General features: G+C 63.7%; 17 protein-coding genes. 6 read left to right on the forward strand and 11 right to left on the reverse strand.

Translation table 11 applies throughout. The features are described from left to right. Positions 1-71 precede the first annotated feature (71 nt). The 6 genes from IWY39_RS12995 to araD1 all read right to left on the reverse strand — a co-directional run bounded on the left by IWY39_RS12995 (position 72) and on the right by araD1 (position 9,197). Positions 72-2,894: a TonB-dependent receptor gene (locus tag IWY39_RS12995; protein WP_196871591.1), complete on the reverse strand. Its 2,823-nt coding sequence runs from the start codon at positions 2,892-2,894 to the stop codon at positions 72-74. A gap of 252 nt (positions 2,895-3,146) precedes the next feature. Further along, entirely contained in the window at positions 3,147-4,574 is a 1,428-nt protein-coding gene (locus IWY39_RS13000; RefSeq protein ID WP_107123390.1) for a glycoside hydrolase family 43 protein, read from the reverse strand. 21 nt (positions 4,575-4,595) lie between these two features. Beyond that, positions 4,596-5,627 carry an arabinan endo-1,5-alpha-L-arabinosidase gene (locus IWY39_RS13005; RefSeq protein ID WP_107123389.1) on the reverse strand — a complete coding sequence of 344 codons (1,032 nt, stop codon included), beginning with the start codon at positions 5,625-5,627 and terminating at the stop codon, positions 4,596-4,598. Between the two features lie 63 nt (positions 5,628-5,690). Further along, positions 5,691-7,253, reverse strand: coding sequence for an alpha-N-arabinofuranosidase (locus IWY39_RS13010; protein WP_107123388.1), 1,563 nt, complete (start codon positions 7,251-7,253; stop codon positions 5,691-5,693). Positions 7,254-7,272: 19 nt separating this feature from the next. Next, a complete protein-coding gene (locus IWY39_RS13015; RefSeq protein WP_107123387.1) occupies positions 7,273-8,199 on the reverse strand; it encodes a Gfo/Idh/MocA family protein in 927 nt (308 codons plus the stop codon). A gap of 5 nt (positions 8,200-8,204) precedes the next feature. Continuing rightward, a complete protein-coding gene (araD1, locus tag IWY39_RS13020; protein WP_107123541.1) occupies positions 8,205-9,197 on the reverse strand; it encodes an AraD1 family protein in 993 nt (330 codons plus the stop codon). Positions 9,198-9,402: 205 nt separating this feature from the next. On the opposite strand from araD1, the gene IWY39_RS13025 reads away from it, so the two are divergent. Then, positions 9,403-10,167, forward strand: coding sequence for a FadR/GntR family transcriptional regulator (locus tag IWY39_RS13025; RefSeq protein ID WP_026149692.1), 765 nt, complete (start codon positions 9,403-9,405; stop codon positions 10,165-10,167). Positions 10,168-10,260: 93 nt separating this feature from the next. Here the strand turns inward: IWY39_RS13025 and IWY39_RS13030 are convergent, their stop codons facing one another. Next, the gene (locus IWY39_RS13030; protein ID WP_026149691.1) at positions 10,261-11,568 is read right to left on the reverse strand and encodes a sugar MFS transporter; all 1,308 of its coding nucleotides are present in this window, start codon (positions 11,566-11,568) and stop codon (positions 10,261-10,263) included. A 122-nt stretch (positions 11,569-11,690) separates the two neighbouring features. On the opposite strand from IWY39_RS13030, the gene IWY39_RS13035 reads away from it, so the two are divergent. From IWY39_RS13035 to IWY39_RS13045, 3 genes are all read left to right on the forward strand, one after another. Beyond that, positions 11,691-12,839 (forward strand): aldose epimerase family protein, encoded by a 1,149-nt coding sequence (locus IWY39_RS13035; protein WP_107123386.1) that lies wholly within the window; start codon positions 11,691-11,693, stop codon positions 12,837-12,839. A gap of 3 nt (positions 12,840-12,842) precedes the next feature. Next, on the forward strand, positions 12,843-13,697 hold the full coding sequence (locus IWY39_RS13040; RefSeq protein WP_107123385.1) for an SMP-30/gluconolactonase/LRE family protein: 855 nt from the start codon (positions 12,843-12,845) through the stop codon (positions 13,695-13,697). Positions 13,698-14,036: 339 nt separating this feature from the next. Beyond that, entirely contained in the window at positions 14,037-15,902 is a 1,866-nt protein-coding gene (locus IWY39_RS13045; RefSeq protein WP_017183808.1) for an ABC-F family ATP-binding cassette domain-containing protein, read from the forward strand. Between the two features lie 7 nt (positions 15,903-15,909). On the opposite strand, the gene IWY39_RS13050 is transcribed toward IWY39_RS13045, so the two are convergent. Both IWY39_RS13050 and IWY39_RS13055 read right to left on the reverse strand, forming a co-directional pair. Next, positions 15,910-18,801 carry a CHAT domain-containing protein gene (locus IWY39_RS13050; RefSeq protein WP_107123384.1) on the reverse strand — a complete coding sequence of 964 codons (2,892 nt, stop codon included), beginning with the start codon at positions 18,799-18,801 and terminating at the stop codon, positions 15,910-15,912. A gap of 115 nt (positions 18,802-18,916) precedes the next feature. Further along, complete coding sequence (locus tag IWY39_RS13055) at positions 18,917-20,434, reverse strand: cysteine--tRNA ligase (protein WP_107123540.1); 1,518 nt, start codon at positions 20,432-20,434, stop codon at positions 18,917-18,919. A gap of 331 nt (positions 20,435-20,765) precedes the next feature. Here IWY39_RS13055 and IWY39_RS13060 point away from each other — a divergent pair, with 331 nt between their 5' ends. Both IWY39_RS13060 and IWY39_RS13065 read left to right on the forward strand, forming a co-directional pair. After that, positions 20,766-21,458 (forward strand): Bax inhibitor-1/YccA family protein, encoded by a 693-nt coding sequence (locus tag IWY39_RS13060; RefSeq protein WP_107123383.1) that lies wholly within the window; start codon positions 20,766-20,768, stop codon positions 21,456-21,458. 4 nt (positions 21,459-21,462) lie between these two features. Next, a complete protein-coding gene (locus tag IWY39_RS13065; protein ID WP_107123382.1) occupies positions 21,463-21,756 on the forward strand; it encodes a TFIIB-type zinc ribbon-containing protein in 294 nt (97 codons plus the stop codon). 92 nt (positions 21,757-21,848) lie between these two features. On the opposite strand, the gene IWY39_RS13070 is transcribed toward IWY39_RS13065, so the two are convergent. Next, the gene (locus IWY39_RS13070; RefSeq protein WP_107123381.1) at positions 21,849-22,142 is read right to left on the reverse strand and encodes a GIY-YIG nuclease family protein; all 294 of its coding nucleotides are present in this window, start codon (positions 22,140-22,142) and stop codon (positions 21,849-21,851) included. A gap of 117 nt (positions 22,143-22,259) precedes the next feature. Then, positions 22,260-25,040, reverse strand: a complete 2,781-nt coding sequence (gene polA, locus IWY39_RS13075; RefSeq protein ID WP_107123380.1) for a DNA polymerase I — start codon at positions 25,038-25,040, stop codon at positions 22,260-22,262. Positions 25,041-25,141 lie beyond the last annotated feature (101 nt).

Raw genomic sequence — 25,141 nt, forward strand, 5'->3', positions numbered from 1 at the left:
GGCTGGAGGGGAAACCCGGAACGACCGCCAAACATGCAAGGCGGCGATGACTGCCGCGTTGCACGGGGCGCCTAGTCGAATTTGAAGCGGACGCCCAAGGCGAAGGTGCGGTCGATCAGCAAGGTGCTGGAAATGAACTCCGTCGGGTTGCCGACATCGCCGAACTTGTAATAATTTTGCTGCTTCGCCTTGGTGATGTTCACAGCGTCGAAGGTGATGCCGATATCTTCGTTCAGGTTCAGCGTCAGCTGGAAGTCCAGGCTCTTTTCCGGCGCGCGCCACATGCCGATCGGGTTGGCGAAGGCGCGGGCTTCATTGTTGTTCAGGAACCCCTTGCGCCAGATATAGGACAGGCGCGCGCCGACCGGGCCTTTGTCATAGGCCAGCGTGGCGTTGTAGGACAGTTTCGACACGCCGAAGAAGGCCGACTTGGCGGTGCCGGTGATTTGCCCGGCATTGTCGACGACCGGGATCGTCTGTTCCGAATCCAGGATCGTCGCGCTGCCGGTAAAGCCCAGGCCGTCGAGGACCGAAGGCAGGTAGGAGGGGAAATAGGTCAGCCCCAGTTCCAGCCCCTTGAGCGTGCCGTTGGATGCGTTGGCCGGGCGAGTGATGTTGAAAAATTCGGTATAGGTTTCGTTGCGGGGCAGATAATTGTTCGGAATGAACTCCCGCACGGTGAGCGGCACGACCAGGCCGTCGATCTTGCGCTGGAAGGCGGTGGCGTAGATGGCGCTGTTGCGTCCGAAATACCATTCGATCGCCAGGTCCATATTCTTCGACTGGGTCGCCCGCAAATTGGGGTTGCCCGACGATCCGGTGCCAAAACCGACGCGCGACAGGTCGCCGGTAAGCGCCAGATTGGGATTGAGATCGCCAAAGGCCGGACGACGCAGCGTTTCGCCATAGTTGAAGCGGATGCGCAGATTGTCGGTGATATTGTAGCGCGCGGTGAAGGACGGCAGGAATTTTTCCGAACCCGTCGATACGGTGGTCCGGGCGAACCCATTGCCGCGATCAAAATAGTCATATTCGGTGTCGATCGCGACGAAGCGCACGCCACCCTGCAACTGAAGCGGACGACCGAAAATTTCGATCTCCCCATCGGCCAATATATAGGCGGCGAGGTTCGTTTCGTTGATGCCAAAGACATGGCCGAACGTCATCTGGTCCGACAGCAGCAGGCCGGGCGCGACGGCGCGGTACAACTGGCGCACGGCATCCTTGTTCATGCTGCGCGGATCGGCCAGCACCCAGCTGGTCGGAATGTCGGCGCGCCCATCGAAGAAGCCGCTATTGGTAAAGGGGCTGCCCTCGCCAAAGGCGTCGAGCGTGACGCCAAGGCCACCGGCGCCCTGATCGCGCACATAGCTGTCGGCCTTGCGGCTGTCATAGCGCCAGCCCGCCTTGATCCGGCGCAGAAAGCCGTCGTCCCATTTATATTCGCCGTCCAGCATCATGGTCAGCGCGCTGCCGGTATTTTTCGTGCCGCTGTCGAACAGATTGCCCACGGTCCATTTGCTGGCGTCGGTCAGCACGTCCTGATTGCCGAAGCTGTAGGCGGGCAGGCCGCCACCTGCGTTGAAATCAATGTCGAGATCGAGCGGGCCGCGATCGGTGCGGATGGCGAAGAAGGAGGTTTCGTTCTTGCTGTCCTGATAGGCCAGGTCGGCGACGATCTTGCCGTTGGCGCCGACATCCCATTTGGCGTTCAGCGCATAGACATAGCTGTCGGTGCGGTTGGTTGCCATGTCGCCGCTGTTGAAGCCTGCGACCGCGCCCACCCGGCGCGACTTGATGATGTTCGTGCCTTCATAGAGTTCAAAGCTGTTGGCGACGTCCGCGGGCAGATTGCCCCACCAGTCGGCGAAGCTGAAATGCAGGCTGTTGAAGGTTTCGCCCCGGAAGCCGGTGTAAAAGACTTCGGCGGTGTAGACCGAACTGTCATTGGGCGCCCATTGCAGCGCCGCGTTGATCGAGGGCCGCTCACGCTTGCCGTACAGGTCGGACGCGATGACGGCGTCGCGCGACAGATAATAGGGGGTGGCGACACCATTGATGTTGAGCGTCGATCCGGGGGCGGTCGGCAGGCCCGCGTCCAGGCCGGGCGTCCAATTTTCGTTACTGTCGCCGGGGAAGATGCGTTGCAGCGGCGTCAGGCCCGAACCGGCGGGCGGGGCTTCGGTGGCGAAGGGCACCATCGCGCCGGCCTGCAGATTCTGGTTGCGATATTGCGCCCTGGTATAGCTGGCATTGACCAGCAAGCCGATGTCGCCGATGCCGGTTTCCCACCGATCGCTGACGAGCAGGGCGACATTGGGATTATATTTGTCCGCCAGTTCCGAATAGACGCCACGCGCCAGGCCGGAAATGGTGAAGCCGTCAAAGTCGAGCGGGCGACGGGTCTGGACGTCGATCTGGCCCGCCAGGCCGGTTTCAAGCTGATCGGCCGAGCGGGTCTTGTAAACGTCGATCCGGCTGACCAGGTTCGCGGAAATATCCTGCAGCGCGAAGGATGTGCCAGCGGCGGTGAAGATGTTGCGGCCGTTGAGCGTCGTCAGCGGATCGGTCAGGCCGCGGATGGTGATGCCCGCCGTTTCACCTCCGGCGCGGTCGGTGACCTGAATGCCGGTGACGCGCTGGAGCGCTTCGACGACATTATTGTCGGGCAGCTTCCCGACATCTTCCGACACGATCGAATCGACGATCTGTGTCGAATTCTTGCGGACATTGAGCGCGCCGACAATCGATGCGCGCACGCCGGTCACCACGATGTCGGCGGTGTCGTCCTCTGCGGCCATCTGGGGGGCGGGGCTGGTTTGCGCGTGGGCGCTGGCGTCCAGCATCAGCGCGAACATGGATACGGAGCATAATGCGATCGGCAGACGTGCCATTTCAAGTCCTCCCCTATGGCTGGCCCATTCGCCATGCCCTGAATTACTCGGACTAATTATTGCTCAGACAAATGGAGTGCAAGCGAAATTTTCTGGTTGGTCCGCATGACGGCGCGGCGTGACATTATTGCTGCATCAGGAAGTGCTGGATATTCAAGGATAGTCCGGCCGGAACGGGTCTGGCGAGGGGCTGGCGGCCCGCCGATGTGCAAGATCCGACATTGCCTCTTTGTCGGAGTATATCGGTTGACGTCAGTCCGCACGCCAGCGTGCCGCAGCGTCACGGCTGCGCACGAGGCGAATCTGGCCGTCTGCCACGCCGATCGCCTTGCCCGGCGCGGCGATCGCGGCAAAGCGGATGGTGCCCCGCCGCGCATCGGCCAGGCGGACGAACTGGCTGCGCAGGTCGAAATCGGCACTGTTGCTGTCAGGCTCCAGCGCGACCGATCCGTCCTTGCGCGCGACCAGATAATGGCCGGGCATCAATATGGGGGACAGCATGACGCTTTGCTGGCCCGCGCGACCGGGCGTCTGGCGGAACTGCGTCTGGGCCAGCAAGGGGTTGCCCGCGATCAGGCGGGGGCCGTCATGCGCCAGCAGGAGTTTGGCATTGGTGGCTGACGCAAAGCGCTCCGGCAGTGGTCCGTTGCCTACCGGCACACCGAAATCGGGGATGCCATCGGCGGTATAATAGAGCCGCTGGACGCGGGTATGGCGGTCCGGGTTGAACAGCGGATCGCCCTGGATCGCCTCATAGTCCCGGCCATGATAGACCAACATGTCGCGTCCCTGTTCGTCCACGGTGAAACTGTTGTGGCCAGGGCCGAACACGCTGGTTTCCCGGCATGTCGTGAAAACCGGCTGTGGCGATTTGGTCCAGCTGGCCGCGTCGAGCAGGTCGGCATCTTCATCCGCGGTCAGCATGCCCAGGCAGTAGCGCGCGTCGGTCGCGCTGGCCGAATAGGTCATGAAAAGACGGCCATTGCGGTGCAGGACAGCAGGCGCTTCGGCGACCTTGTAGCCGCGAATTTCCCAGTCGAGCGTCGGCACGGTCAGGCGGGTCGCCTTGCCCGCCAGCTTCAACGGGGATTCCAGCTTGGCTATGTACAGGTTACTGTTCGTCTCGATCCCCGGCTCGCGCTGCGCCCAGGCGAAATAGCGCTGGCCCTTGTGGACGAAGCTGGTCGAATCGAGGTTGAAACTGTCCCACGGCGCCTGAAACTGGCCGAGCAGGCTCCATTTGCCGGTCATCGGGTCCGGCCCGTCGCACACCACCGCGTAGGTGCGGATGCGGAACACATCCTCGCCCCCGCCGCTGGGCCCGGCGGCGAAATAGATGATCCACTGTCCATCGATCCGGTGCAGTTCGGGCGCCCAGATGAAGCCGGACAGGGGGCCGGTCTTTTCATGCCGCCACAGCACGGCTTCGGTTGCGCTGGTCAGGCCCGCGATCGTCTTTGACCGGCGCAGCACCAGCCGGTCATATTCGGGGACTGACCCGGTCATGTAATAATGGCCATCGTCATGGCGAAATATCTGCGCATCGGCGCGCTGGCGGACGAGCGGGTTTTGCGGTGCGGCTACGGGCGCTTCGGCGACCTTGGCGCGCGCAATGATCGGCGCGGCGGACAGGGCGGCGCTGCTGGCGATGAAGCCACGGCGGGACAGGGTGAAATGCATGTCTTTCTCTCCGGTCGGTATTCAATAATCGGCCTGGGGCCAGCCGTCCGCGCCCCAGCGGACCGGCGCGATCCGCAGGGTCGGGGCGCCGTTCGATTGCTTGTCATAGGCGTGGTAGACGACATAATCCTGGCCGTCCCTGTCATGCAGCCAGCCCGCATGACCAGGACCACGGAAGCGCTGTTGTTCCTGCAGGTCGGCGCGCAGGAAGATGGTGCCGCCCCCTTCCAGCATCGAACTGCCATCCTTGCCCAGATAGGGGCCGGTAATCGCCTTCGACCGACCGATGACGGTGTAATAGGTGCTGGCCGCGCCCTTGCAGCAATAGTCGTAGGACGCCATCAGCCAATAATAGCCGCCATGGTCGATGATGAAGGGTGCTTCGACCGGGGCCGGACCACCCGCCGGGGCCGGACGCCGGGCGATGGCGACGGGCCTGGCTTTGGGATCTTTGAGCTTGCCGCTCCTTGGGTCCAGTTCGAACAGTTTAAGGCCCGTCCAGAAGCTGCCGAGCGAAAGCCAGTGGCGGCCTTCGCGGTCGATGATGAAATTGGGGTCGATCGCGTTGAAGTCGTCGCTCTTGTCCGACATGACGACCATGCCTTCGTCCCGCCAATGATAATCGGGCGCGTCAGGGTCCAGCGTCGGGCTGGTCGCCAGGCCGATCGCGGATCGGTTCGACCCGAAGGTGGAGACCGAATAATAGAGGCGGTAGCGGCCATTCACATAGCTGATGTCGGGCGCCCACATGCCATCGCTGCCGGGGATCGCCGCCTTCGCCCAGTCGGGCAGGGCGGTAAAGACCGGCGCGCCGGCGGTCCAGTGGATGAGGTCAGGGGACGTGCGGGTTTCGATCAGCCGCTTGCCATGGCCGGTGCTGAATATGTGATAGGTGTCGCCCTGCCGGATGATGACCGGATCATGGGTGGGCGTCAGGTCGCCGGTCAGGCGGCTGTTGAGCGTGTCGCGCGGCGGCGGGGACGGCTGCTGCGCGCTGGCGGGGATCGCGAAAAGGGCGAGGGCCAGCCAAGCGATGAACGTCGGTCGCCTCATGCGGACCTCTCCAATTAAAGCCATGTGCTCCCACCTGCGCGGGGGCACATGGCACTTCAGGCTTTACTGCAACTCCAGCACCACGACCGATTTGGGCGGCAGGGTCACGCTCAGCGTGCCGCCGCTGACCTGCGCGCCGGTGAAGGCGACCGGCTTGACGGTGTCTGGCGCGTCGAACGTGTTGTGGGCGTTGATTGCGCCCGCCGTCAGGATGCGGCCGGTGACGCTTGCGGCATTCAGGCCATCCAGCTTGACCGTCACCGTGTTTGGCTGGTTCGGGTCGAGATTGGACAGGCCGACATGGACCTTCCCATCCTTGCCTCGCACCGCCGACCCGCTGACCGCAGGCATCGACCATTTATCCTTGTTATACCAGGGCGTGTCGATGCTGATCGGCAGCACGGTCGCGTCCTGCCAGGGCTTGTACATCTCGAACACATGATAGGTCGGCGTCAGCGCCATCTTGCTGCCATCGGTCAGGATCATGGCCTGCAACACATTCACCATCTGGGCGATGGCGGTCATCTTCACCCGGTCGGCATGACGCGCAAAAATGTCGAGATGGATCGACGCGACCAGCGCATCGCGCAGCGTATTTTGCTGGCGCAGAAAACCGGGATGGGTGCCTGGGTCATCGGCATACCAGGTGCCCCATTCATCGACCGCCAGCCATATTCTCTTGGCCGGATCATATTTGTCCATGATGGCGCTATGCTTGGTGATCAATTCGTCGATGCGCAGTGCTTCGGCCAATGTGTTGGCCCAGCCCGTCTCGTCAAACTGAGTGGAGGAAGCGCGCGGCGGCCAGGCGCCTGGGATGGTGTAATAATGGAGCGACAGCGCGTCGAGCTGGCCGCTCGCCATCTTCATCATCGTCTCGGTCCAGTTATAATCGTCGGAATTGGCGCCTGCCGCGATCTTCATGATCCTCGTGCCGCGCGGCGCCTTGATGAAGGTGGCGTAGCGGCGGGTGACGTCGGCGGCATATTCGGCGCGCATATTGCCGCCACAGCCCCACAATTCGTTACCGACGCCGAAATAGGGAACGGCCCATGGTTCCTTGTGCCCGTTCTTCGCGCGTTCTTCGGCCAGCGTTCCCGCAGGCGACGTCATATATTCGACCCATTCGGCCATTTCCTGCGGCGTGCCATTGCCGACATTGCCCGCGACATAGGCCTCCGCGCCGATCTGGCGGATCAGCTCGAAAAACTCATGGGTGCCGACCGTGTTCGGCTCGGTCACGCCGCCCCAATGGGTGTTGATCTTGACCGGGCGCTTGGATTTGCCGCCAATGCCTTCGCGCCAATGATATTCGTCGGCAAAGCAGCCGCCGGGCCAGCGTACGACAGGCACGGACAGGTTCCTGAGCGCCGCAATCACATCGTTGCGGAAGCCATTCGTATTGGGGATCGTCTTGTCATTGCCGACCCACAGGCCGCCATAAATGCCGTTGCCCAGATGTTCGGCAAACTGGGTGAAGATGCGCTTGTCATAGACCGGGCCGGGGCTGGCGGCGTTGATCGTCGCGGTCGTCGGCTTGCCATCCGTGTCGGCATGGGCGCTGGTGGCAAGCGCCGTAGCGCAAAGTAGCAGCGTGGCCGTCGTGCGGCGCAGGGCTTTGATCATGTCGTCCACTCCTGTAATCTTAATCGTGAAATGCGTCAGTGGTCTCGCGCCGCCCGCGCAGGAAGGCGTCGGCGACCAGCCGCAACGGATCGGTATCGACGTCCGATCGCCCGCCCCGGATCAGCGCGGCAAAGCGGCTGTAGAGCCCCGGATATTCGACATCCTCGCCATGGTCGGTGGAACCGGGAAGGTGCAGCACCGCGCCCCCTTGCGACAATTTGAGCGTGCCTGCGTCGGTTTCGACGGCAATGTCCCAGCTTTGCGGGCCGGTCTGCCGCCAGTCGAGGTCCATGTGGATCGGCGCGCCGCCCGTGTCGCGAAAATGCAGGTCAGCCGCGATCGGGGCGGCGCGATTGTCCGGCAGGATCAGCGTTGCATCCTTCAGGAAGAAGGGGCGCGGCAGGATGTGGGTCGCTATCGAGAGCGCGTTGATCCCCGGATCGAACACGCCAAGGCCGCCGGGCTGCCAGATCCACGCCTGCCCCGGATGCCAGACGCGCACATCCTCCCGCCAGACGATCGACACGCTGTCGATCTTCCGCTCCGCCAGCCAGGCGCGCGCCGGAGCGACGCCCGCGGCAAAGCGGCTGTGCCAGGCCGCGAACAGGGAAACGCCCACCCTGTCCGCCTGCGCCTGCAACGCGCCGACTTCGGCCAGCGTCGCGCCGGGCGGCTTTTCCAGAAACATATGGATGCCGCGCGCAAGTGCCTGCGCCGCCAGATCATAACGGACCTGCGGCGGGGTGCAGAGCGCTATCGCGTCCACCGCCGGGCCGTCATGCAGCAGCGCGTCCAGGCTGGCGAGATGCGGCATCCCGTCCAGCCCGGCATCATGCGGGCTGACCGTCGCGGCCAGGCTGAAGGCGCTATTGCCACGGATGGCGGGGACATGCTGGTCGCGCGCAATCTTGCCCATGCCCACGATTGCGATGCGGATCGGGTCCATGGCGGTCAGAGCGCCTGAACGACCACTTCGACGGGTCGGGCGCGTTGCAACACATTGCGCGCCGGCAGGGTGAAGGGCGCGGCGGCGATTTCGAACACATCGCCTTCCTGCGTCGCGATGCCGTCGCTGAACGACAGTGTCGCCGTGCCGAAGAAATGAACATGGACGTCGCCGGGACGGCGGAACAGGTCATATTTGAAATGATGATGTTCCAGATTGGCGAAGCTGTGCGACATATTGCCTTCGCCCGACAGGAACGGCTTTTCCCAGATCGGGACGCCGTCGCGCAGGATGCGGCTGGCACCCTCGATATGCGCGGGCGGGGTACCGACCAGCAATTCCGGGCCAAGCGCGGCCTGCCGCAGCTTGGAATGGGCGAGCCACAGATAATTGTGCCGCTCGGTCACATGGTCGCTGAACTCGTTGGCCAGCGCCAGGCCGAGCCGATAGGGCTGGCCGTCATCGCCGATGATGTAGATGCCCGCAAGTTCCGGCTCCTCGCCGCCATCCTTGGCAAAGGCTGGCATGGTCAGCGGTTCGCCCGGCCCCACCAGTTGCGACCCGTCGCCCTTGTAAAACCATTCGGGCTGCTGGCCGACGGCACCCGGCGCGGGCTTGCCGCCCTCCAGCCCTTCCAGGAACATGCGCATGGAATCGGTCTGCCGTTCCGCCGCCGCTGCCTCGCGGTGCATCTTGTCGCGGCCTTCGGCGGAGCCGAGATGGGTCAGGCCTGTGCCGGTCAACTGGATATGCGCGTCATCGTCATGGTCGATGGGGGCGAGCAATTCGCCCGCTGCAAAGGCCGCGGCAATGTCGATCGCATCGCCCGCGCCCGCCGCTTCGACTGTGGCGCTCAGGCTGATGTTACGGGCGATCGCGTCGAGCGCCAAGGCGCGGATGCTGGCATAGCCCGGCACGATATGGGCGGCATCGCCCTGCGCCGCGATGACGGAGCGGACGCCGCTGGGGGCACGATGCTGCAACAGGCGCAATGTCATGAAAAAACTCTCCTCCCGCACGCCATTCGCGGCGCTGGCTGATCCTGAATGATGGCCGATCATGTGCTTGGGCGGCTGCAATATGCAGCAGCGCTTGCGTGATGACTCTCTCAATTACTCCGACATATTACAGGAAGATGGTAATGGCAATGCTTGTATTCTACATCGATCCGTGCCTGATAGGTGCAAGGTGGGAGGAGCCGGGATGGGACAGGACAGGCCGTCAACAACTGCGCATGCCGCGGAAAATGGGGATTCGGCAAAAGTGGCGCGGGGGCCTGGCAGGCGATTGCACGGGGCGATCGCGCACAAGCTGGGCACGGCGATCTTGTCTGGCCAATATGCGCCGGGCGATGTCCTGTCGGGCGAGGTCGCCTTTGCCGAGGAACTGGACGTGTCGCGCAGCGCCTATCGCGAAGCGATTCAGGTGCTGACCGCCAAGGGATTGGTGGAAAGCCGCCCCAAGGCCGGAACGCGGGTGTTGCCGCGCACCCGCTGGAACCTGCTTGATCCCGAAGTGCTGGGCTGGGCCTTTGCCGGGGAACCCGACATCCAGTTCGTGCGCGACCTGTTCGAGCTGCGGGCCATCGTCGAACCGGCCGCCGCCCGGCTGGCGGCGCAGCGGCGTGACAAGAATGACATCAAGATCATGAAGGACGCGCTGGCCGCGATGCGCCGCCATACGCTGGCGACCGAGCTGGGGCGCGCGGCCGACCGCGATTTTCACAATGCGATCCTCAACGCGACCCGCAACGATGCGCTTCAGGTATTGTCCGCCAGCATCGGATCGGCGGTCAACTGGACCACCCAATATAAGCAGCGCGCCCGCGCTCTGCCGCGCAACCCGATCCCCGACCATGTCCGCGTGTTCGACGCGATCGCGGCGGGAGACGCGGCGGCGGCGGCCGAGGCGATGGGCGTGCTGGTCGATCTGGCGCTGGAGGATACTGCAAGCGCGATGGGGGGATGACCCTGCCCGGTACGGGGAATGAAAAAGGCCGGAGCAGGATGGTCCTGCTCCGGCCTTTTTTGCCCCGAAGTGCGACCCTCGGCTGTTTTTGGCTTATTCCGCGACTGGCTGGTCGGGCAGCGCATGGGTCACTTTCGATCCCCATAGCGCGTAGAAGAGGATGTAGAGTTCGCACGCCGCGGTCAGCAGGAACGACCATTGCAGGCCGAATTCGTCCGCCAGCTTGCCCTGCACCACGACCAGCGCGCCACCGGCGATCGCCATGATCAGCAGGCCCGACCCTTCCTCGGTCAAGGGGCCAAGTCCCTTGATACCCAGGGTGAAGATGGTGGGGAACATGATCGAATGGAACAGGCCGACCAGGATCAGCGACCACATCGCGATCGGGCCGGTGGTGAATACCGTCACCAGCATGACGATGAACGCCCCGATCGAGAAGGCGGCCAGCACATGGCCTGCATCAAATTTCTGCATGATCGCGGAGCCAGCGAAGCGACCAACCATCATCCCGCCCCACAGCAGGCTGAGATAATTGCCCGCCTGCTCATGGGTCAGGTTGGCGATATCGGGCTGGCTGACGAAATTGACGAACAGGTTGGCGACGCCGATTTCCGCGATCAGATAGATGAAGATGGCCGGGATGCCGAACACCAGATTGCGATGCACCCAGAGCGAGTGCTTCTTGCGCTCTTCCTTGCTGTGACGCGATGTCGCATTGCCCATGGCGGGCAGGGGGAAGCGGGCGATGATCACCGCCAGAACCACCAAAATGACCGCGACGATGATATAGGGCAGGATCACCGACTGCGCGTCGGCCAGCCGTTCGGCCTGGGTCAGGACGACATCGCCCTGCGACGTGCCACCCTTTGACCGGCCCAGGATCAGATAGGCGCCAAACAGGGGAGCGAGCATCGTGCCCGCCGAGTTCATCGCCTGCACCAGATTGAGGCGCGAGGAGGCGGTTTCCGGCTTGCCAACGACCGCAACATAGGGGTTGGCCGCGACCTGCAACAGCGTGATGCCGCTGGCGATGACGAACAGCATGACCAGCGTCACGCCATAGGAGGGGATGGACGCCGCCAGCGTCATGCCCGCTGCGCCCGCCGCCATGATCAGCAGCCCGATGACCATCGACTTCTGATAGCCGACCCGTTCGATCAGCTTGGCCGATGGAATGGAGGCGAAGAAATAGGCGATGAACCAGACTGATTCGATCAGCGTCGTCTGGGTGTAGCTCAGGTCGAACACGCTGCGCAGATGCGGCAGCAGCGTGTTGTTGATGACCGTGATGAAGCCCCACATGAAAAACAGGCTGGCCAGCAGCCCTAGCGCCGGGCCGTAGCGAACGCCGGGATTATGCGCCATCGATGGCGCGGCGGTCGAGGAAACTGGTCCTGCCATTCATCCGTCTCCGTAAATTCCAATGCGGCACAGCCGCTATGAGGGGTTGCATCCGCTTATCTTGTCTGAGTATATTCCCCGAAACCGCCCGTCAATGGGTCATGGTCATAAGAGGAAGCCTCATGCGCAACGTCGCTATTATCAAAACAACGCTGTCATACGCAGTCGCGCTGGCGCTGACAAGCGGGGCGGCGCTCGCCGCCGAAGCCACCCGCGCGCCCGCTGGAACCCTGGCGGACGGAACCGCGGTCGAGGTGATCAGCCTGACCAACAAGCAGGGCATATCGGCCCGGATATTGACCTATGGCGCGACGCTCCAGTCGCTGTCGATGCCGGACAAGCATGGCAAGACTGCGGACGTGCTGCTCGGCTATGATGACCTCAAAGACTATGTCGACCATCCCAATTATTTCGGCGTGACCGTGGGCCGCTATGCCAATCGCATCGCGGGCGGCGCCTTCTCGATCGACGGCAAGGCCTATCAGTTGCCGCTCAACGACAAGACCAACAGCCTGCATGGCGGCGGCAAGGGTTTCGACAAGCAGGTCTGGAAAGTCGCGTCGGTCAAGAGCGGGCCGGTCGCAACGCTGGTGCTGACATTGACCAGTGCGGATGGCGATTCGGGTTATCCGGGCAAGCTGGACAGCAGCGTCACCTACACGCTGGATGAGGCGGGCAATCTGGGCATCCTATTCGATGCCAAGACGGACAAGCCCACCATCGTCAACATGACCAACCACGCCATTTTCAACCTGGGTGGCGAAGGATCGCCGGACGGGGCGCTGGGCCATCTGCTGACGATTCCGGCCAAAGCCTATACCCCGGTCGATGAAGCGCTGATCCCGACTGGTGAACGCAAGCCGGTGGATGGCAGCGTGTTCGATTTCCGCCAGCCCCGCCGCGTGGCCGACGGCATTCGCGACGGACGCGATCCGCAGATCGTGTTGGGGCGTGGCTATGACCATAATTGGGCGCTGGACAAGGGGCTGACCAAGACCCCCGAACTGGCCGCCCGGCTGGAAGATCCGGTATCGGGCCGGGTGGTTGAGGTGCTGACGACCGAGCCGGGCGTGCAATTTTATGCGGGCAATTTTCTCGACGGTACGCTGGTGGGCAAGGGCGGTCACCTCTATCGCATGGGTGACGGCATCGCGCTGGAGCCGCAGAAATTCCCCGATGCGCCCAACAAACCCAATTTCGTGTCGGCGCGGGTCGATCCCGGCAAACCCTATCATCACGCGATGGTCTATCGCCTCTCGGTCAAGCGGTGAACCATGGCGCAGTGGCGGATGATCGCGCGCGATGGCGCCGACATGCTGGGCGAAGGGACTATATGGTCGGCGCGGGATGATGCGGTCTATTGGGTCGACATCCTTGCTCCCGCGCTCAACCGACTGTCCCTGAAGGACGGCGCCGTCGAACGCTGGGCAGTGCCCGAACCGCTGGGCTGGGTGGCCGAGCGGGCGGGCGGCGGCTTTATCGGCGGGTTCAAGAGCGGTTTTGCAGAGATCAGCCTCGACCCGCTGACCATCACGCCGATCGGTGACCCGGAACCTGATCTGCCGGGCAATCGCATGAATGATGGCAAGGCCGATGCGCAGGGGCAGATCTGGTGCGGCACGATGGACATGGCGGAGGAAAGCGACAGCGGATCGCTCTATCGCCTGACCCCCGATCTTGTCTGGCAACAGATGGATGCCGGCTATCGCGTCCCCAACGGCCCGGCCTTTTCGCCCTGCGGCAAATGGCTCTATCATAGCGATACGGCCCGTCGGGTCATGTATCGCTTCGCCCGGACGGCAGAGGGAATTGCCGATCGGCAACCCTTCATTTCCTTCACGGATGCGGACGGTTATCCCGACGGCATGACCGTGGATGCCGACGGCCATATCTGGGTCGCCCATTGGGGCGGCGGGCGGATCAGCCGGTTCACGCCCGATGGCAGGCTAGACCGCGCCATTGCCTTGCCCGCGCGGCAGGTGACCAACATCTGCTTTGCCGGACCCGACCTGGATCGCATGTTCGTCAGTTCAGCCGCGATCGGCCTGGACGCGACGCCCTGTGACGGCGGCTTGTTCGAAGTCGATTGCGGCGTGCGTGGCTTGCCGACCCATCTATTTGCTGGCTGACGTTCGATCGACATATGGGTCGATAAAAGGCGATTGAACTGCGTGCCGAAATCTGCTTAAAGCACCTGGACAGCGTTGTCATTCCTTCTCCAAGACGTACAACGTTGCGATCCCGAACAGCCATTAGGCGAACTGCACGCGCCAAAGGCTGTTCGGGACATTTTTCCGCCACCTATGTTCGGTTCGCTGTCGGCTTATCCCGGCTATGGCTGACGCGCGGCGACCCGCACCGGCTTTCGCAGACCTGGCCCCGACAAAAGCAGCGTCGCTTGAGGGCGGAGAATGGAGACAGGGGCGCAAGCCCCTTCCCTGTGCGTGGCTTCCTGCTAAAGCGCCCCCATGCTCAATCTTAACGGTATCACCGTGCGCCTTGGTGGCCGCACCATCCTCGACCGCGCCAGCGCGGCGCTTCCCCCACGCAGCCGGGTCGGCCTGATCGGTCGCAATGGCGCGGGCAAGTCCACGCTGATGAAGGTCATGATCGGCCAGCTCGATCCCGACGATGGCAGTTGCGACATGCCGCGCGACACGCGCCTTGGCTATATTGCGCAGGAAGCCCCCAGCGGCACCGCGACCCCGTTCGAAACGGTGCTGGAAGCGGACAAGGAGCGCGCCGCATTGATGGCGGAGGCCGAGCATACCGAAGACCCCGATCGCCTGGGCCATATCTATGAGCGGCTGACCAGCATCGACGCCTATACCGCGCCCGCCCGCGCCGCGCGCATATTGGTGGGGCTTGGCTTTGACGAGGAAATGCAGGGGCGTCCGCTCGACAGCTATTCGGGCGGCTGGAAGATGCGGGTGGCGCTCGCCTCGCTGCTCTTCTCCAATCCCGACCTGCTGCTGCTCGACGAGCCGTCGAACCATCTCGACCTTGAAGCGACGATGTGGCTGGAAAATTTCCTGAAAGCCTATCGGGGCACGGTGGTCGTGATCAGTCATGAGCGTGACCTGCTCAACAACGTCGTCGATTATATCCTGCATCTGGAGGGCGGCAAGGTCACCCTCTATCCCGGTGGCTATGACGCATTCGAGCGGCAGCGGGCCGAACGCCTCGCCCAGCTTGAATCTGCGCGGGTCAAGCAGCAGGCCGAGCGGGAGAAATTGCAGGATTATGTCGCGCGCAACTCCGCGCGCGCATCCACTGCGAAACAGGCCCAGTCGCGCGCCAAGGCGCTGGCACGGATGCAGCCGATTGCGGCGGCGATCGAAGACCCCACGCTGGCGTTCAGCTTCCCCAGCCCGCCCGAACTGCGCCCGCCGCTGATCACCATGGACATGGCGGCGGTCGGCTATGGCGACACGCCGATCCTGCGCCGGGTCAATCTGCGCATCGACCCGGACGACCGGCTGGCGCTGCTGGGCCGCAACGGCAACGGCAAGACGACGCTGGCCCGCCTGATCGCGGCGCAACTCGCGCCGATGGAAGGGCAGATGCAAAGCTCGTCCAAGATGCAGGTCGGCTATTTCACCCAATATCAGGTGGAGGAACTGGACGTCACCGATACGCCGCTGGAACATATGACCCGCGTCATGAAGGGGGCAACCCCCGGCGCGGTGCGCGCGCAACTGGGGCGGTTCGGCTTTTCGGGCGAACGCGCAATCCAGAAGGTCGGGAGCATGTCCGGTGGCGAGCGCGCGCGGCTGGCGCTGGCGCTCATCACCCGTGATGCGCCGCATTTGCTGATCCTCGACGAACCGACCAACCATCTGGACGTCGACAGCCGCGAGGCGCTGGTGCAGGCGCTCAACGATTATAATGGCGCGGTGGTGATCGTCAGCCATGACCGGCACATGATCGAACTGGTGGCCGACCGGCTGGTGCTGGTCGATGGCGGGACGGCCCAGCCGTTCGACGGCAGCCTGGAGGATTATACCGACATCGTCCTGCGCAAGGCCGATGGCAACAGCAGCGGCGACGCGCCCAAGGTCGATCGCAAGGCTGACAAGAAGGCAGCGGCGGAATGGCGCGAAAAGCAGAAGGCGCTCAAAAACGCCGTCTCCCGCGCCGAAAAGGAAATGGCGGCGCTGATCGCCGAGCGCAAGCGGATCGACGCCGTGCTGTTCGATCCCAAGGCCGCCACCGGGGCGGAAGCGAAGATGACGACTAGCGAACTGATGGTGAAGCGCGCCGCAGTGGAAAAGAAGCTGGAAGCGGCGGAGGAAGTCTGGATGGAAGCAGGCGCGGCGCTGGAAGCGGGCTGAAATCCCTTCAGCGCCCGATCAGGATGAACGGCGCCCAGATATAGGGTTGTGCCGCATCGGCCCGCCCTGACCGCATCAGCTTGCGCATCGCCTTCTGGAGCGCCACCGCGCGGGGCGTCCCCCGGTTGGCGGCTTTCACCGTTTCGAGCGTCACGAAAGCGCTGGCATCGTCGCGCACCGGCCAGTGCGATACCAGCAGCGATCCCGCCCCTGCATAGCGGAACGCCTGCGCCAGTCCCGAATAGGCCGGTGCCTGCGCGCTGTCGCCCGCCGCCGTGTTGCAGGCCGACAGGATCACCCAGTCCGCGCCGATCCGCATTGCCGCGACCTCCGAAGCGGTCAGCAGTCCGTCATCGCCGGTGCCGGGGGAGGGCGGAGACAGGACCAGCGCCGGTTCGGTCACGCCCTCCATCTGGCCGCTGACCAGTCCGTGGGTCGCAAACAGGATGACGGAATAGGGCGCGAGATCCTGCGCGCGCAGTGCCGCTTCGCTTGCCTGCGCCCCGACCAGCAGGGTCGCGCGATCCGAGCCGAAGCGATCCGCCACGGCGCGCAATTCGGCGAGCGATCCGGGCAGGGACGGCAGTTCGGACAAGGCAGCCGCATCGGCCGTGCCGCCCCGAAAATAATGGTTCGCCGCGAGCAGCGCAGGTGCCGCTGGCCTGGTCCCGGCGGCAAAGGGGGCAGGCGCGCCGACGCCCAGAAAGCTCTGGTTACGCATGGCGATCCGCTGTGGCGCCGCCGGGCCGGTGGCAAAGCCAGGCTGTACCTCTATCGCGAAGCGGCGGATCAGCCAGGGCGTATCCCGATCGATCGTAACGACGGGCCGCTGCGGCAGCATCGCGAAGGGCAGCGAGGCGAAAGCGCCGGTGGGCACGATCCGCAACGCCTTTGCCTTGCCCAGCCGGGCGAGGATGGTAGGCGTGAAAATCTGGGCATAGAGATCATGCGCAGCGGTCCGGTCGAACCCGCCGGGTGTCATCGTGCCGCGCAGCCGGTCGACCAGCGCGACCATGGCGGCGCGGCCCAACCCCGCGCGCTCCACGGTCGCGCCGTCGGCATCGACCGCCAGCAGATACACCCCGTCAAAGGCGGGCATTACCGCCAGCAAGGCTTCGTCCTGCGCCAATCCCGCGCGCAATGTCGCAAGGTCGGGCCGGATGCCGCCGCGCGCCTCGATCCAGCGGGGATAGTCGCGGGCGATGGCGGCCCGTTCGGCCTCGGCAATGGCCTCCACGGCGGAGCGGGCGGCGCGCGCGGCGTCGACATCCTTGTCGGTCGCCAGCGCCTTGAGCAACGCGCTGTCCGCCTTGGCCAGCGCCTTCAGCTTGTCCTGCAAGGTGCGGACCCGCGCGGCGAGCGCTGGATCGGCCACCAGCCGCTCTGCCACTAGCCTGTTGGCCTGGGCAATGCGCGATCCGGCCAGAATCGCCATGGCGTCCAGCGCCAGCGCCGGGTCGTTCGCCTGCACCGCGATCTTGAGGATGGTATCGAGCGCAGCGCGCTGTTCCTCATTCAGGTCGCCATCATCGTCGAGCGACTGGCTTTCGCGCAGCAGCCCGGCCATTTGCCGCGCCGCCGCGACAGCGCCGTCACCCTGTGCCCAGGCGGCCATCATGGCGGCATTGGCCAGCGCGAAGGCAGGCGCGTCATCGATCTGCCGGGTTTCGCGCAGATAATCGGCGGCGGCGGCCCGCGCGGCGTCCTGCTGTCTGGTGGCGATCAGCGCGGGGACGAGCAGCGGATAGACACGCTGTCCCATGTCCCGATCGCTGGCGGTCGGTGTGCGGACGCGGTCCATCGCCGTGCGCGTACGCTCGATCACCTCCTCCGACCGTCCGGACGCGGCACTGGCAACGGCGGCAAAGGCCAGTGCGCGCGCGCCTTGCGGGCTATTGTCGCCCTCGATCGTCCGAAAACCGCGCTCCGCCTCCAGAAACAGCGGTTCGGCATCGCTATAGCGTTCCATCGGCAACAGCACGCCGGCCATGTTATAGAGGCCGAAATGATAGAAGAGGCTTTTCGTCCCCACCGTCTCGCGCTTGATGGCGATGGAGCGCTCCATATAATCCAGGCTTTCCGCCCGTCGCCCCGTCCGCGCCAGCAGCAGCCCCAGCATTTCCAGCGACCGATGATAGCTGGGATGTTTGCGATCAACATGGTCGGTCGCGATATTGACCGCCAGCCGCGCATATTTTTCCGCCTCGACCAGCCGCGCCGCGCGATAGAGCATCTGCGCATAGGTGTAGGTCGCGGCCACCGTATCGGGATGATTGGGGCCAAGGCTGGTCGTGCGCGCTTCCAGGCTGGCGCGCTGGGCGTCGACGGCTTCGCCATAGCGCCCCAGCCGCGATAGTGCCTGCGCATGGGAAAAGGCGATGTTGGACTTGAGCATATAGTCTGCTTCGGAAAGCGCCTTTGGCCCGACGCGCGCGAAATAGCCATCGGCATAGGCGCTGGCCTGCGCCAGCGTCTCCGCCCCGGCGGTGACGTCGCCAATGATCGACTGGACATAGCCCTTGACCGACATGCCTTCCAGCCAGGCGATGGGATAGGCGTCGCGGAACGGCGCGATCAGCGCCAGCCCCTTGTCCACATGGGCGAGGGCGGAGGGATTCTTGCCCTCGATCTGGTCCATGGACCCCAGCTTGATCAGGCCGACGCCCGCCAGCGGATGAGGGTGGTTGCCCACGCGCACCTTCATCGCCTTGTCGTGCAACGCCGCCCAGGCGTCGCGCGTCTTTTGCGACATCGACTGGGCGAAATCGTCATTTTCGAACAGGGTCGTCGCTTTTTCATCGAGCGCGCGCAATTGGGCGTGGCGCGGATCGTCGACGCGAAAGCCCGGCACGGTCTGGGCAACGCCCGGCAGCACCGGCATCGTCGCCAGCGCCAGCATCACGGCTATCCTGCCTGCCAAAAGCCCCATCGCCTGTCCCCTGACTCTGCCCCTACGGCATCCTTTGCGGGCGCGGGGGCTTTGGCGTCAAGTTACAAGCGTTTGGGCCGGACGATCATGCCAGCGTCAGGCGCCAGTCCCAGCGCAGCGGATCGCCATCCATGACATCGACCCCGCGCGCGATCAGGGCGTCGCGTATCTCGTCCGACAGGGCGAAATCCTTGTCGGCGCGCGCGGCGGCACGGCGTTCCAGTTCCGCCTCAATCTCTTCCGGCGCGATCTGCGCATCCTTGGGCTGGAGGCGCAGGTCGGCGCGGGTGAGGGTCATGAGGTTAAGACCCAGCGCCGCGTCGAAGGCCGCGATCAGGCAGAGTTTCTCATCCACCGGCACTTTCTTGAGCGCAATAGCCTCTTCCAGCAAAGGCAGCGCGCGCGGCGTCATCAGGTCATCGCTGATCGCCGCGTCAAACTGCTCCAGCAGGGGCGCGAGTTTGGGGTGCATGTTGGCGCGCAAATAGTCGAGCCGGGGCGATTGCCACGTCACCCCTTCGGCGCGGGTCTTCAGACCCTCGACGCCCATGACCAGCCGCTTCAGACGGGTGAGTGCCGCGCCGACACCCTCCGCGCTGAATTCCAGTTCGCTGCGATAATGCGCGCCCAGGCACAGCAACCGATAGGCCAGCGGATGCACGCCCGCGTCGATCAGCGAAAAGAGCGTGGTGAAACCGCCCTTTGACTTGCTCATCTTGCCGCTGCGATCGACCAGGAAATTATTGTGCATCCACCAGCGCGCGCCGGTGAAGCCCGCTTCCGCCGCGCCGACATCCGGGCCGCAGCAGGCGTGGAAGGCCTGATTCTGGGCAATTTCATTGGGATGATGGATTTCGCGATGGTCGATGCCGCCGGTATGGATGTCGAACGGATGGCCAAGGCGCGCCTGGCTCATCACCGAACATTCCAGATGCCAACCCGGCGCGCCCTTGCCCCACGGACTGTCCCATTCCATCTGCCGCTGTTCGCCGGGCGGCGACTTGCGCCAGATCGCAAAGTCGGACGGGTTGCGCTTGCCCGCGACCGGATCGATCCGGGCATGGGCGGCATCGTCCCGCCCACCAGCCAGCGCGCCATAATCAGGCACGGTCGCGCTGTCGAAATAGAGGCCGCTGTCCAGTTCATAGCAATGTGCTGGCGCGATCCGCTCGGCAAATGCGATCATCTGCGGCACATAGTCGGTCGCGACCGTCCATTCGCTGGGCGCGATGATGTTGAGGTCGGCGATATTCTGCTTGAAAGCCTGCGTATAGTGGGCGGCAATGTCCCAGATGCTCTTGGCGCTGGCGCGGGCCGCCGCCTCCATCTTGTCATCGCCCGCGTCCGCGTCGCTGGTCAGATGGCCGACATCGGTGATGTTGATGATGTGGGTGACCGACAGCCCCTTCCACAGCAGCGTCCGCCGCAAAGTGTCGGTAAAGACATAGGCGCGCAAATTGCCCAGATGCGCATAATTATAGACGGTCGGTCCGCAGCTATAGACGCGCGCATGATTGTCCTCGATCGGCGCGAACGGCTCGATCGTGCGGGTCAGGCTGTTGAACAGGCGCAAGGGCGCTGCGATATGCTGGTCGTCGGACATGGCGCAGAGCGATGACGCGAAGCGGCGCATGGGTCAATAAGAAGAAATCCTCGCCGCGCGGGGGAAGAACCGAGAATTTGTAATAAAATGTTGCGCCGGCCTCCGGCTCTTGTACCGGCGCGTTCCTCCGCCAATATGGTTGGTGCGGGCCGGGCCCCTCTGACGCGCTGGACTTCTCCCCCCTGGTCCAGCCGTGATGTCGGACCGCATCGGGTGCGCCCGGTGCAGGTTTTGCGGCAATTCCCCCCTCATATGCCGCAGGAGACCGCACCGGGCCACTCGAACCATATCTTGATGGATGGAGTGACCTTACGTGAATAATCCCGTTCGTATGCCGGGCTATGGTGCGAGCCGCACGGCGCAGACCGACGCCGGGCTGCGCGCGCACATGCTGGGCGTTTTCCGCAATATGGGCCTGGGTCTGGTGATTACCGGCCTGGTCGCGGCGTTCATCGGCAATACGCCGGTGCTGGCCGCTGTCATCTTCGGCACGCCGCTCAAATGGGTGGCGATCTTCGCGCCGCTGGCCTTTGTCTTTTTCTTCAGCTTCCGCATCGAAAAGATGACGACCGCAGGCGCGCGCATGGCCTTCTGGGCCTTTTCCGCCGTGATGGGCGTGTCGCTGGCCAGCGTCTTCCTGGTGTTCACCGGCGGCAGTATCGCGCAGGCCTTTTTCTCGGCCGCCGTCATGTTCCTGGCCATGTCGCTGTGGGGATATACCACGCAGCGTGACCTGACGAAGATGGGCAGCTTCCTGATCATGGGCCTCATTGGCATCATCGTCGCCAGCCTGATCAATCTTTTCATCGGATCGTCGGCGATGGCGATGGTCATCTCGATCCTGGGCGTGGTGATCTTCACGGGCCTGACAGCATGGGATACGCAGCGGATCAAGTCGGAATATTTCGCCTATGCCGGCCATGAAATGGCGGCGAAGATGCAGGTGATGGGCGCGCTGTCGCTGTACCTGAACTTCGTCAACCTGTTCCAGATGCTCCTCAGCCTGACCGGCGAGCGGGAGTAAGCGGATGCGGGAACAAGCGGCCGTATCGGCCATGCTCTGCCCGGTCTGTCACGTCGGATTGGCGATGACGGATCGGCAGGGGGTCGAAATCGACTATTGCCCGCAATGCCGGGGGGTGTGGCTGGACCGGGGCGAACTGGACAAGATTATCGACCGGGCCATGTCCGACACGGCTGCGCCCGCCCGGCCAGCGCCCTTCGCGCAACCCAGCTACCGCCCGGACCGCGATTATCGCGACGACGGGCGGGGCTACCCGAAAAAGCGCAAGAAGAGCTTTCTGGAAGAGCTGTTCGATTGATAGGAAGGCCGGTCCTGCGGGGCCGGCCTTTTTGCGTATCCTTTCCCCGTCATGCCAGCGAACGCTGGCATCCCCCTTCTTCTCGCTGCCCATCAATCCAAATGCAACGTGTCGAACAAATCAACCCATTTGGGATTGATGCTCTCGATCAATTCGACTTTCCACTCTCTCTTCCAAGCCTTTATCGCTTTTTCCCGCGCGATTGCGTCCATGATTGTCTCGTGCGGCTCAGCATAGACCAGCCGGTCGAGCCGATAGCGTCTGCAGAAATCCGACCCGGTGCCTTCGCGGTGTTGCATAGCACGGTGCGGCAGGCTGGAGGTAACGCCGACATACAGCACGCCGTATGCGCGGTTTGTCATGACGTATACCCAGCCGCCCCTCATGGAAGTCAAGTTGCTTCAAAAGGCAGGGAGATGCCAGCCTGCGCTGGCATGACGGACAAAATCATGATCGTCATGCCAATGAAGGCTGGAATGTCACTTACTCTTTGAAACCCGACCTCAATGCGCGGCGCCCCAACTTGGCCCCGTGCCGATTTCCACGCCCAACGGCACGCTCAGTTTTACGATCGGCTCGGCGGCGCTTTCCATGACGCGGCGGATCACGGCGCTGGCGGCGTCCACATCGCCCTCCGGCAGTTCGAACACCAGTTCGTCATGCACTTGCAGCAGCATCCTGACGCCCGGCAGCCCCGCCGCCTCCAGCGCCGGTTCCATGCGCGCCATCGCCCGTTTGATGATGTCGGCGCTGGTCCCCTGGATCGGTGCGTTGATCGCGGCGCGTTCGGCGCCCTGCCGTTCGTGCTGGATCGATGCGCGGATGCGCGGGAACCAGGTCTTTCGCCCGAATAAAGTCTCGGTATAGCCGCGTTCCCGCGCCTTCTCGATCGTTTCGTTGATATAGATGCTGATGCCGGGGAAGCGCTCATAATATTTGGCGATCATCTCCTGCGCCTCGTCCGCGCTGATCTCCAGCCGTCCGGCCAGTCCCCAACGCGAGATGCCGTAGAGGATCGCGAAGTTGATCGTCTTGGCCCGGCCGCGCGTGTCGCGGTTGACCTCGCCAAACAGTTCCTTGGCGGTCGCCGCGTGAATATCCTCGCCCGCCGCGAAGGCATCCTTCAGCGCAGGCACATCGGCCATATGCGCGGCCAGCCGCAATTCGATCTGGCTATAGTCGGCTGCCAATATGACATTGCCCGGTTCCGCGACGAAGGCATGGCGGATCTGCCGCCCGACTTCGGTGCGGATCGGAATATTTTGCAGGTTGGGATCAGTCGAGGAAAGCCGTCCGGTCTGCGCCCCGGTCAGCGAGTAACTGGTGTGGACCCGGCCTGTATCCTTGTTGATCTGGGCTTGCAGCGCGTCGGTATAGGTGGATTTGAGTTTGGAAAGCTGACGCCATTCCAATATTTTGCTGGCGATCGGCGCACCTTGCGCGGCCAGTTGCTCAAGGATGGTGACGTCGGTGGAATAGGCGCCGGACTTGCCCTTCTTGCCGCCCTTATAGCCCATCTTGTCGAACAGGATCGCGCCCAGTTGCTGGGTCGATCCGATCGCGAAGGGTTGCCCCGCCAGTTCGTGAATCTCCGTCTCCAGCGCAGCGATGCCAGCGGTAAATTCGCCCGACAGCCGCGCCAGATGCTCGCGGTCCACCTTGATCCCGCGATGCTCCATCCGCGCGATCACCGGCACCAGCGGACGGTCGACCAGTTCATAGACGCGGTTTGCGCCTTCATTGGCTACCCGCGTCTTGAACAGCTTCCACAGGCGCAGCGTCACGTCCGCATCCTCGGCGGCATAGGCGGTCGCCTTGTCCAGCGGCACTTCTGCAAAGCTGATCTGGCTCTTGCCGGTGCCGACCACTTCCTTGAAGCTGATGCACTCATGATTGAGGTGCGTGCGTGCGGCCTCATCCATGCCGTGGCCCGACAGGCTTTGACCGGCATCCAAGTCGAAGCTCATGACGATCGTGTCGTCGAACGGCGTGACGGCGATGTCGTGCCGCCGCAGCACGGTCATGTCATATTTCAGATTCTGCCCCACCTTCAGGACTGCATCATCCTCCAGCAGCGGTTTGAGCTTCGCCAGCACGGTCGCCAGCGGCAGTTGCTCCGGCTTTTCGGCAAACATGTCGCGCCCGCCATGGCCGATCGGGATGTAGCAGGCCTTGTTGGGGCCGGTCGCCAGGCTCACCCCCACCAACTGGCAGGACACGCAATCGAGCATGTCGGTTTCGGTATCAACCGCGACGATCCCTTCCGCCGTCGCCTGTGCGATCCAGCGGTCGAGCGCTTCTTCGCTGACGACGGTTTCATACAGGCTGCGGTCGATAGCCGGTTCCTGCGGCGCGACCGGGGTGGCGACGGGTTCCGGCACGCCGGAGGCGACCGCGGCCACCGCGACGGCGGCGGCTGGGGCGCCCAGCCGGTTGAGCAGCGTCTTGAAGCCGTGATGCGTCAGGAAATCCTGCAACGGCTCCTTGGGAATACCCTTGAGCGCAAGATCCTCCAACGGTTCGGGCAGATCCATACTGTCATGCAGCGCCACCAGCCGCCGCGACAGGCGTGCCATGTCGGCATGGGCGATCAGATTTTCCTGCATCTTGGACTTCTTCATCGCCGGTGCTGCCTCCAGCGCCGCTTCCAGCCCGCCATATTCGACGATCAGCTTGGCCGCCGTCTTGGGACCGATGCCCGGCACACCCGGCACATTGTCCACGCTGTCGCCCATCAGGGCCAGCACGTCGCCAAGTTGCTCCGGCTGTACGCCGAATTTGCCGACGACATAATCGGCCCCGCGCCGTTCATTCTTCATCGTGTCATACATGTCGACGCCCGGCTGGATCAGCTGCATCAGATCCTTGTCCGAACTGACGATGGTGACATGCCATCCCGCCGCAATCGCCGCCCTTGTATAGCTGGCGATCAGGTCGTCCGCTTCATATCCCGCCTCCTCGATACAGGGGAGGGAGAAGGCGCGGGTCGCGTCGCGGATCATCGGGAATTGCGGGACCAGATCTTCGGGCGCGGGCGGGCGGTTCGCCTTATACTGGTCGTACATATCGTTGCGGAAGGTGTGCGACCCCTTGTCCAAGATCACCGCCATATGCGTTGGTCCTTCCGCCTTGCCCAGTTCCTCCGCCAGTTTCCACAGCATCGTCGTATAGCCATAGACAGCGCCGACCGGCTGGCCATGCTGGTTGGTGAGCGGCGGGAGCTGGTGATAGGCGCGAAAAATATAGCCGCTGCCATCGACGAGATAGAGGTGATTCTGGGTCATGGGGAAGGGGGATAGCGGGTTACGCATCCTCCCTCCAGTCGTCAGGTCGACAGAAAGTCCGGCGACCGGACCCGATCGATCGAACCGCGCGTCACCGGCGC

The sequence above is a fragment of the Sphingobium sp. JAI105 genome (assembly GCF_015752145.1).
Taxonomy (GTDB): Bacteria; Pseudomonadota; Alphaproteobacteria; order Sphingomonadales; family Sphingomonadaceae; genus Sphingobium; species Sphingobium xenophagum.

What these genes read in the sequence shown, in the direction of transcription:
- IWY39_RS13035 (WP_107123386.1), top strand. Translation starts at nt 11,691, where the DNA reads ATGCGCAACGTCGCTATTATCAAAACAACGCTGTCATACGCAGTCGCG.
- IWY39_RS13015 (WP_107123387.1), bottom strand. Translation starts at nt 8,199, where the DNA reads ATGGACCCGATCCGCATCGCAATCGTGGGCATGGGCAAGATTGCGCGC.
- IWY39_RS13005 (WP_107123389.1), bottom strand. Translation starts at nt 5,627, where the DNA reads ATGAGGCGACCGACGTTCATCGCTTGGCTGGCCCTCGCCCTTTTCGCG.
- IWY39_RS13045 (WP_017183808.1), top strand. Translation starts at nt 14,037, where the DNA reads ATGCTCAATCTTAACGGTATCACCGTGCGCCTTGGTGGCCGCACCATC.
- IWY39_RS13025 (WP_026149692.1), top strand. Translation starts at nt 9,403, where the DNA reads ATGGGACAGGACAGGCCGTCAACAACTGCGCATGCCGCGGAAAATGGG.
- IWY39_RS12995 (WP_196871591.1), bottom strand. Translation starts at nt 2,894, where the DNA reads ATGGCACGTCTGCCGATCGCATTATGCTCCGTATCCATGTTCGCGCTG.
- polA (WP_107123380.1), bottom strand. Translation starts at nt 25,040, where the DNA reads ATGACCCAGAATCACCTCTATCTCGTCGATGGCAGCGGCTATATTTTT.
- IWY39_RS13040 (WP_107123385.1), top strand. Translation starts at nt 12,843, where the DNA reads ATGGCGCAGTGGCGGATGATCGCGCGCGATGGCGCCGACATGCTGGGC.
- IWY39_RS13010 (WP_107123388.1), bottom strand. Translation starts at nt 7,253, where the DNA reads ATGATCAAAGCCCTGCGCCGCACGACGGCCACGCTGCTACTTTGCGCT.
- IWY39_RS13055 (WP_107123540.1), bottom strand. Translation starts at nt 20,434, where the DNA reads ATGTCCGACGACCAGCATATCGCAGCGCCCTTGCGCCTGTTCAACAGC.
- IWY39_RS13000 (WP_107123390.1), bottom strand. Translation starts at nt 4,574, where the DNA reads ATGCATTTCACCCTGTCCCGCCGTGGCTTCATCGCCAGCAGCGCCGCC.
- IWY39_RS13060 (WP_107123383.1), top strand. Translation starts at nt 20,766, where the DNA reads ATGCCGGGCTATGGTGCGAGCCGCACGGCGCAGACCGACGCCGGGCTG.
- araD1 (WP_107123541.1), bottom strand. Translation starts at nt 9,197, where the DNA reads ATGACATTGCGCCTGTTGCAGCATCGTGCCCCCAGCGGCGTCCGCTCC.
- IWY39_RS13030 (WP_026149691.1), bottom strand. Translation starts at nt 11,568, where the DNA reads ATGGCAGGACCAGTTTCCTCGACCGCCGCGCCATCGATGGCGCATAAT.
- IWY39_RS13050 (WP_107123384.1), bottom strand. Translation starts at nt 18,801, where the DNA reads ATGCTGGCGCTGGCGACGATGCCGGTGCTGCCGGGCGTTGCCCAGACC.
- IWY39_RS13065 (WP_107123382.1), top strand. Translation starts at nt 21,463, where the DNA reads ATGCGGGAACAAGCGGCCGTATCGGCCATGCTCTGCCCGGTCTGTCAC.
- IWY39_RS13070 (WP_107123381.1), bottom strand. Translation starts at nt 22,142, where the DNA reads ATGAGGGGCGGCTGGGTATACGTCATGACAAACCGCGCATACGGCGTG.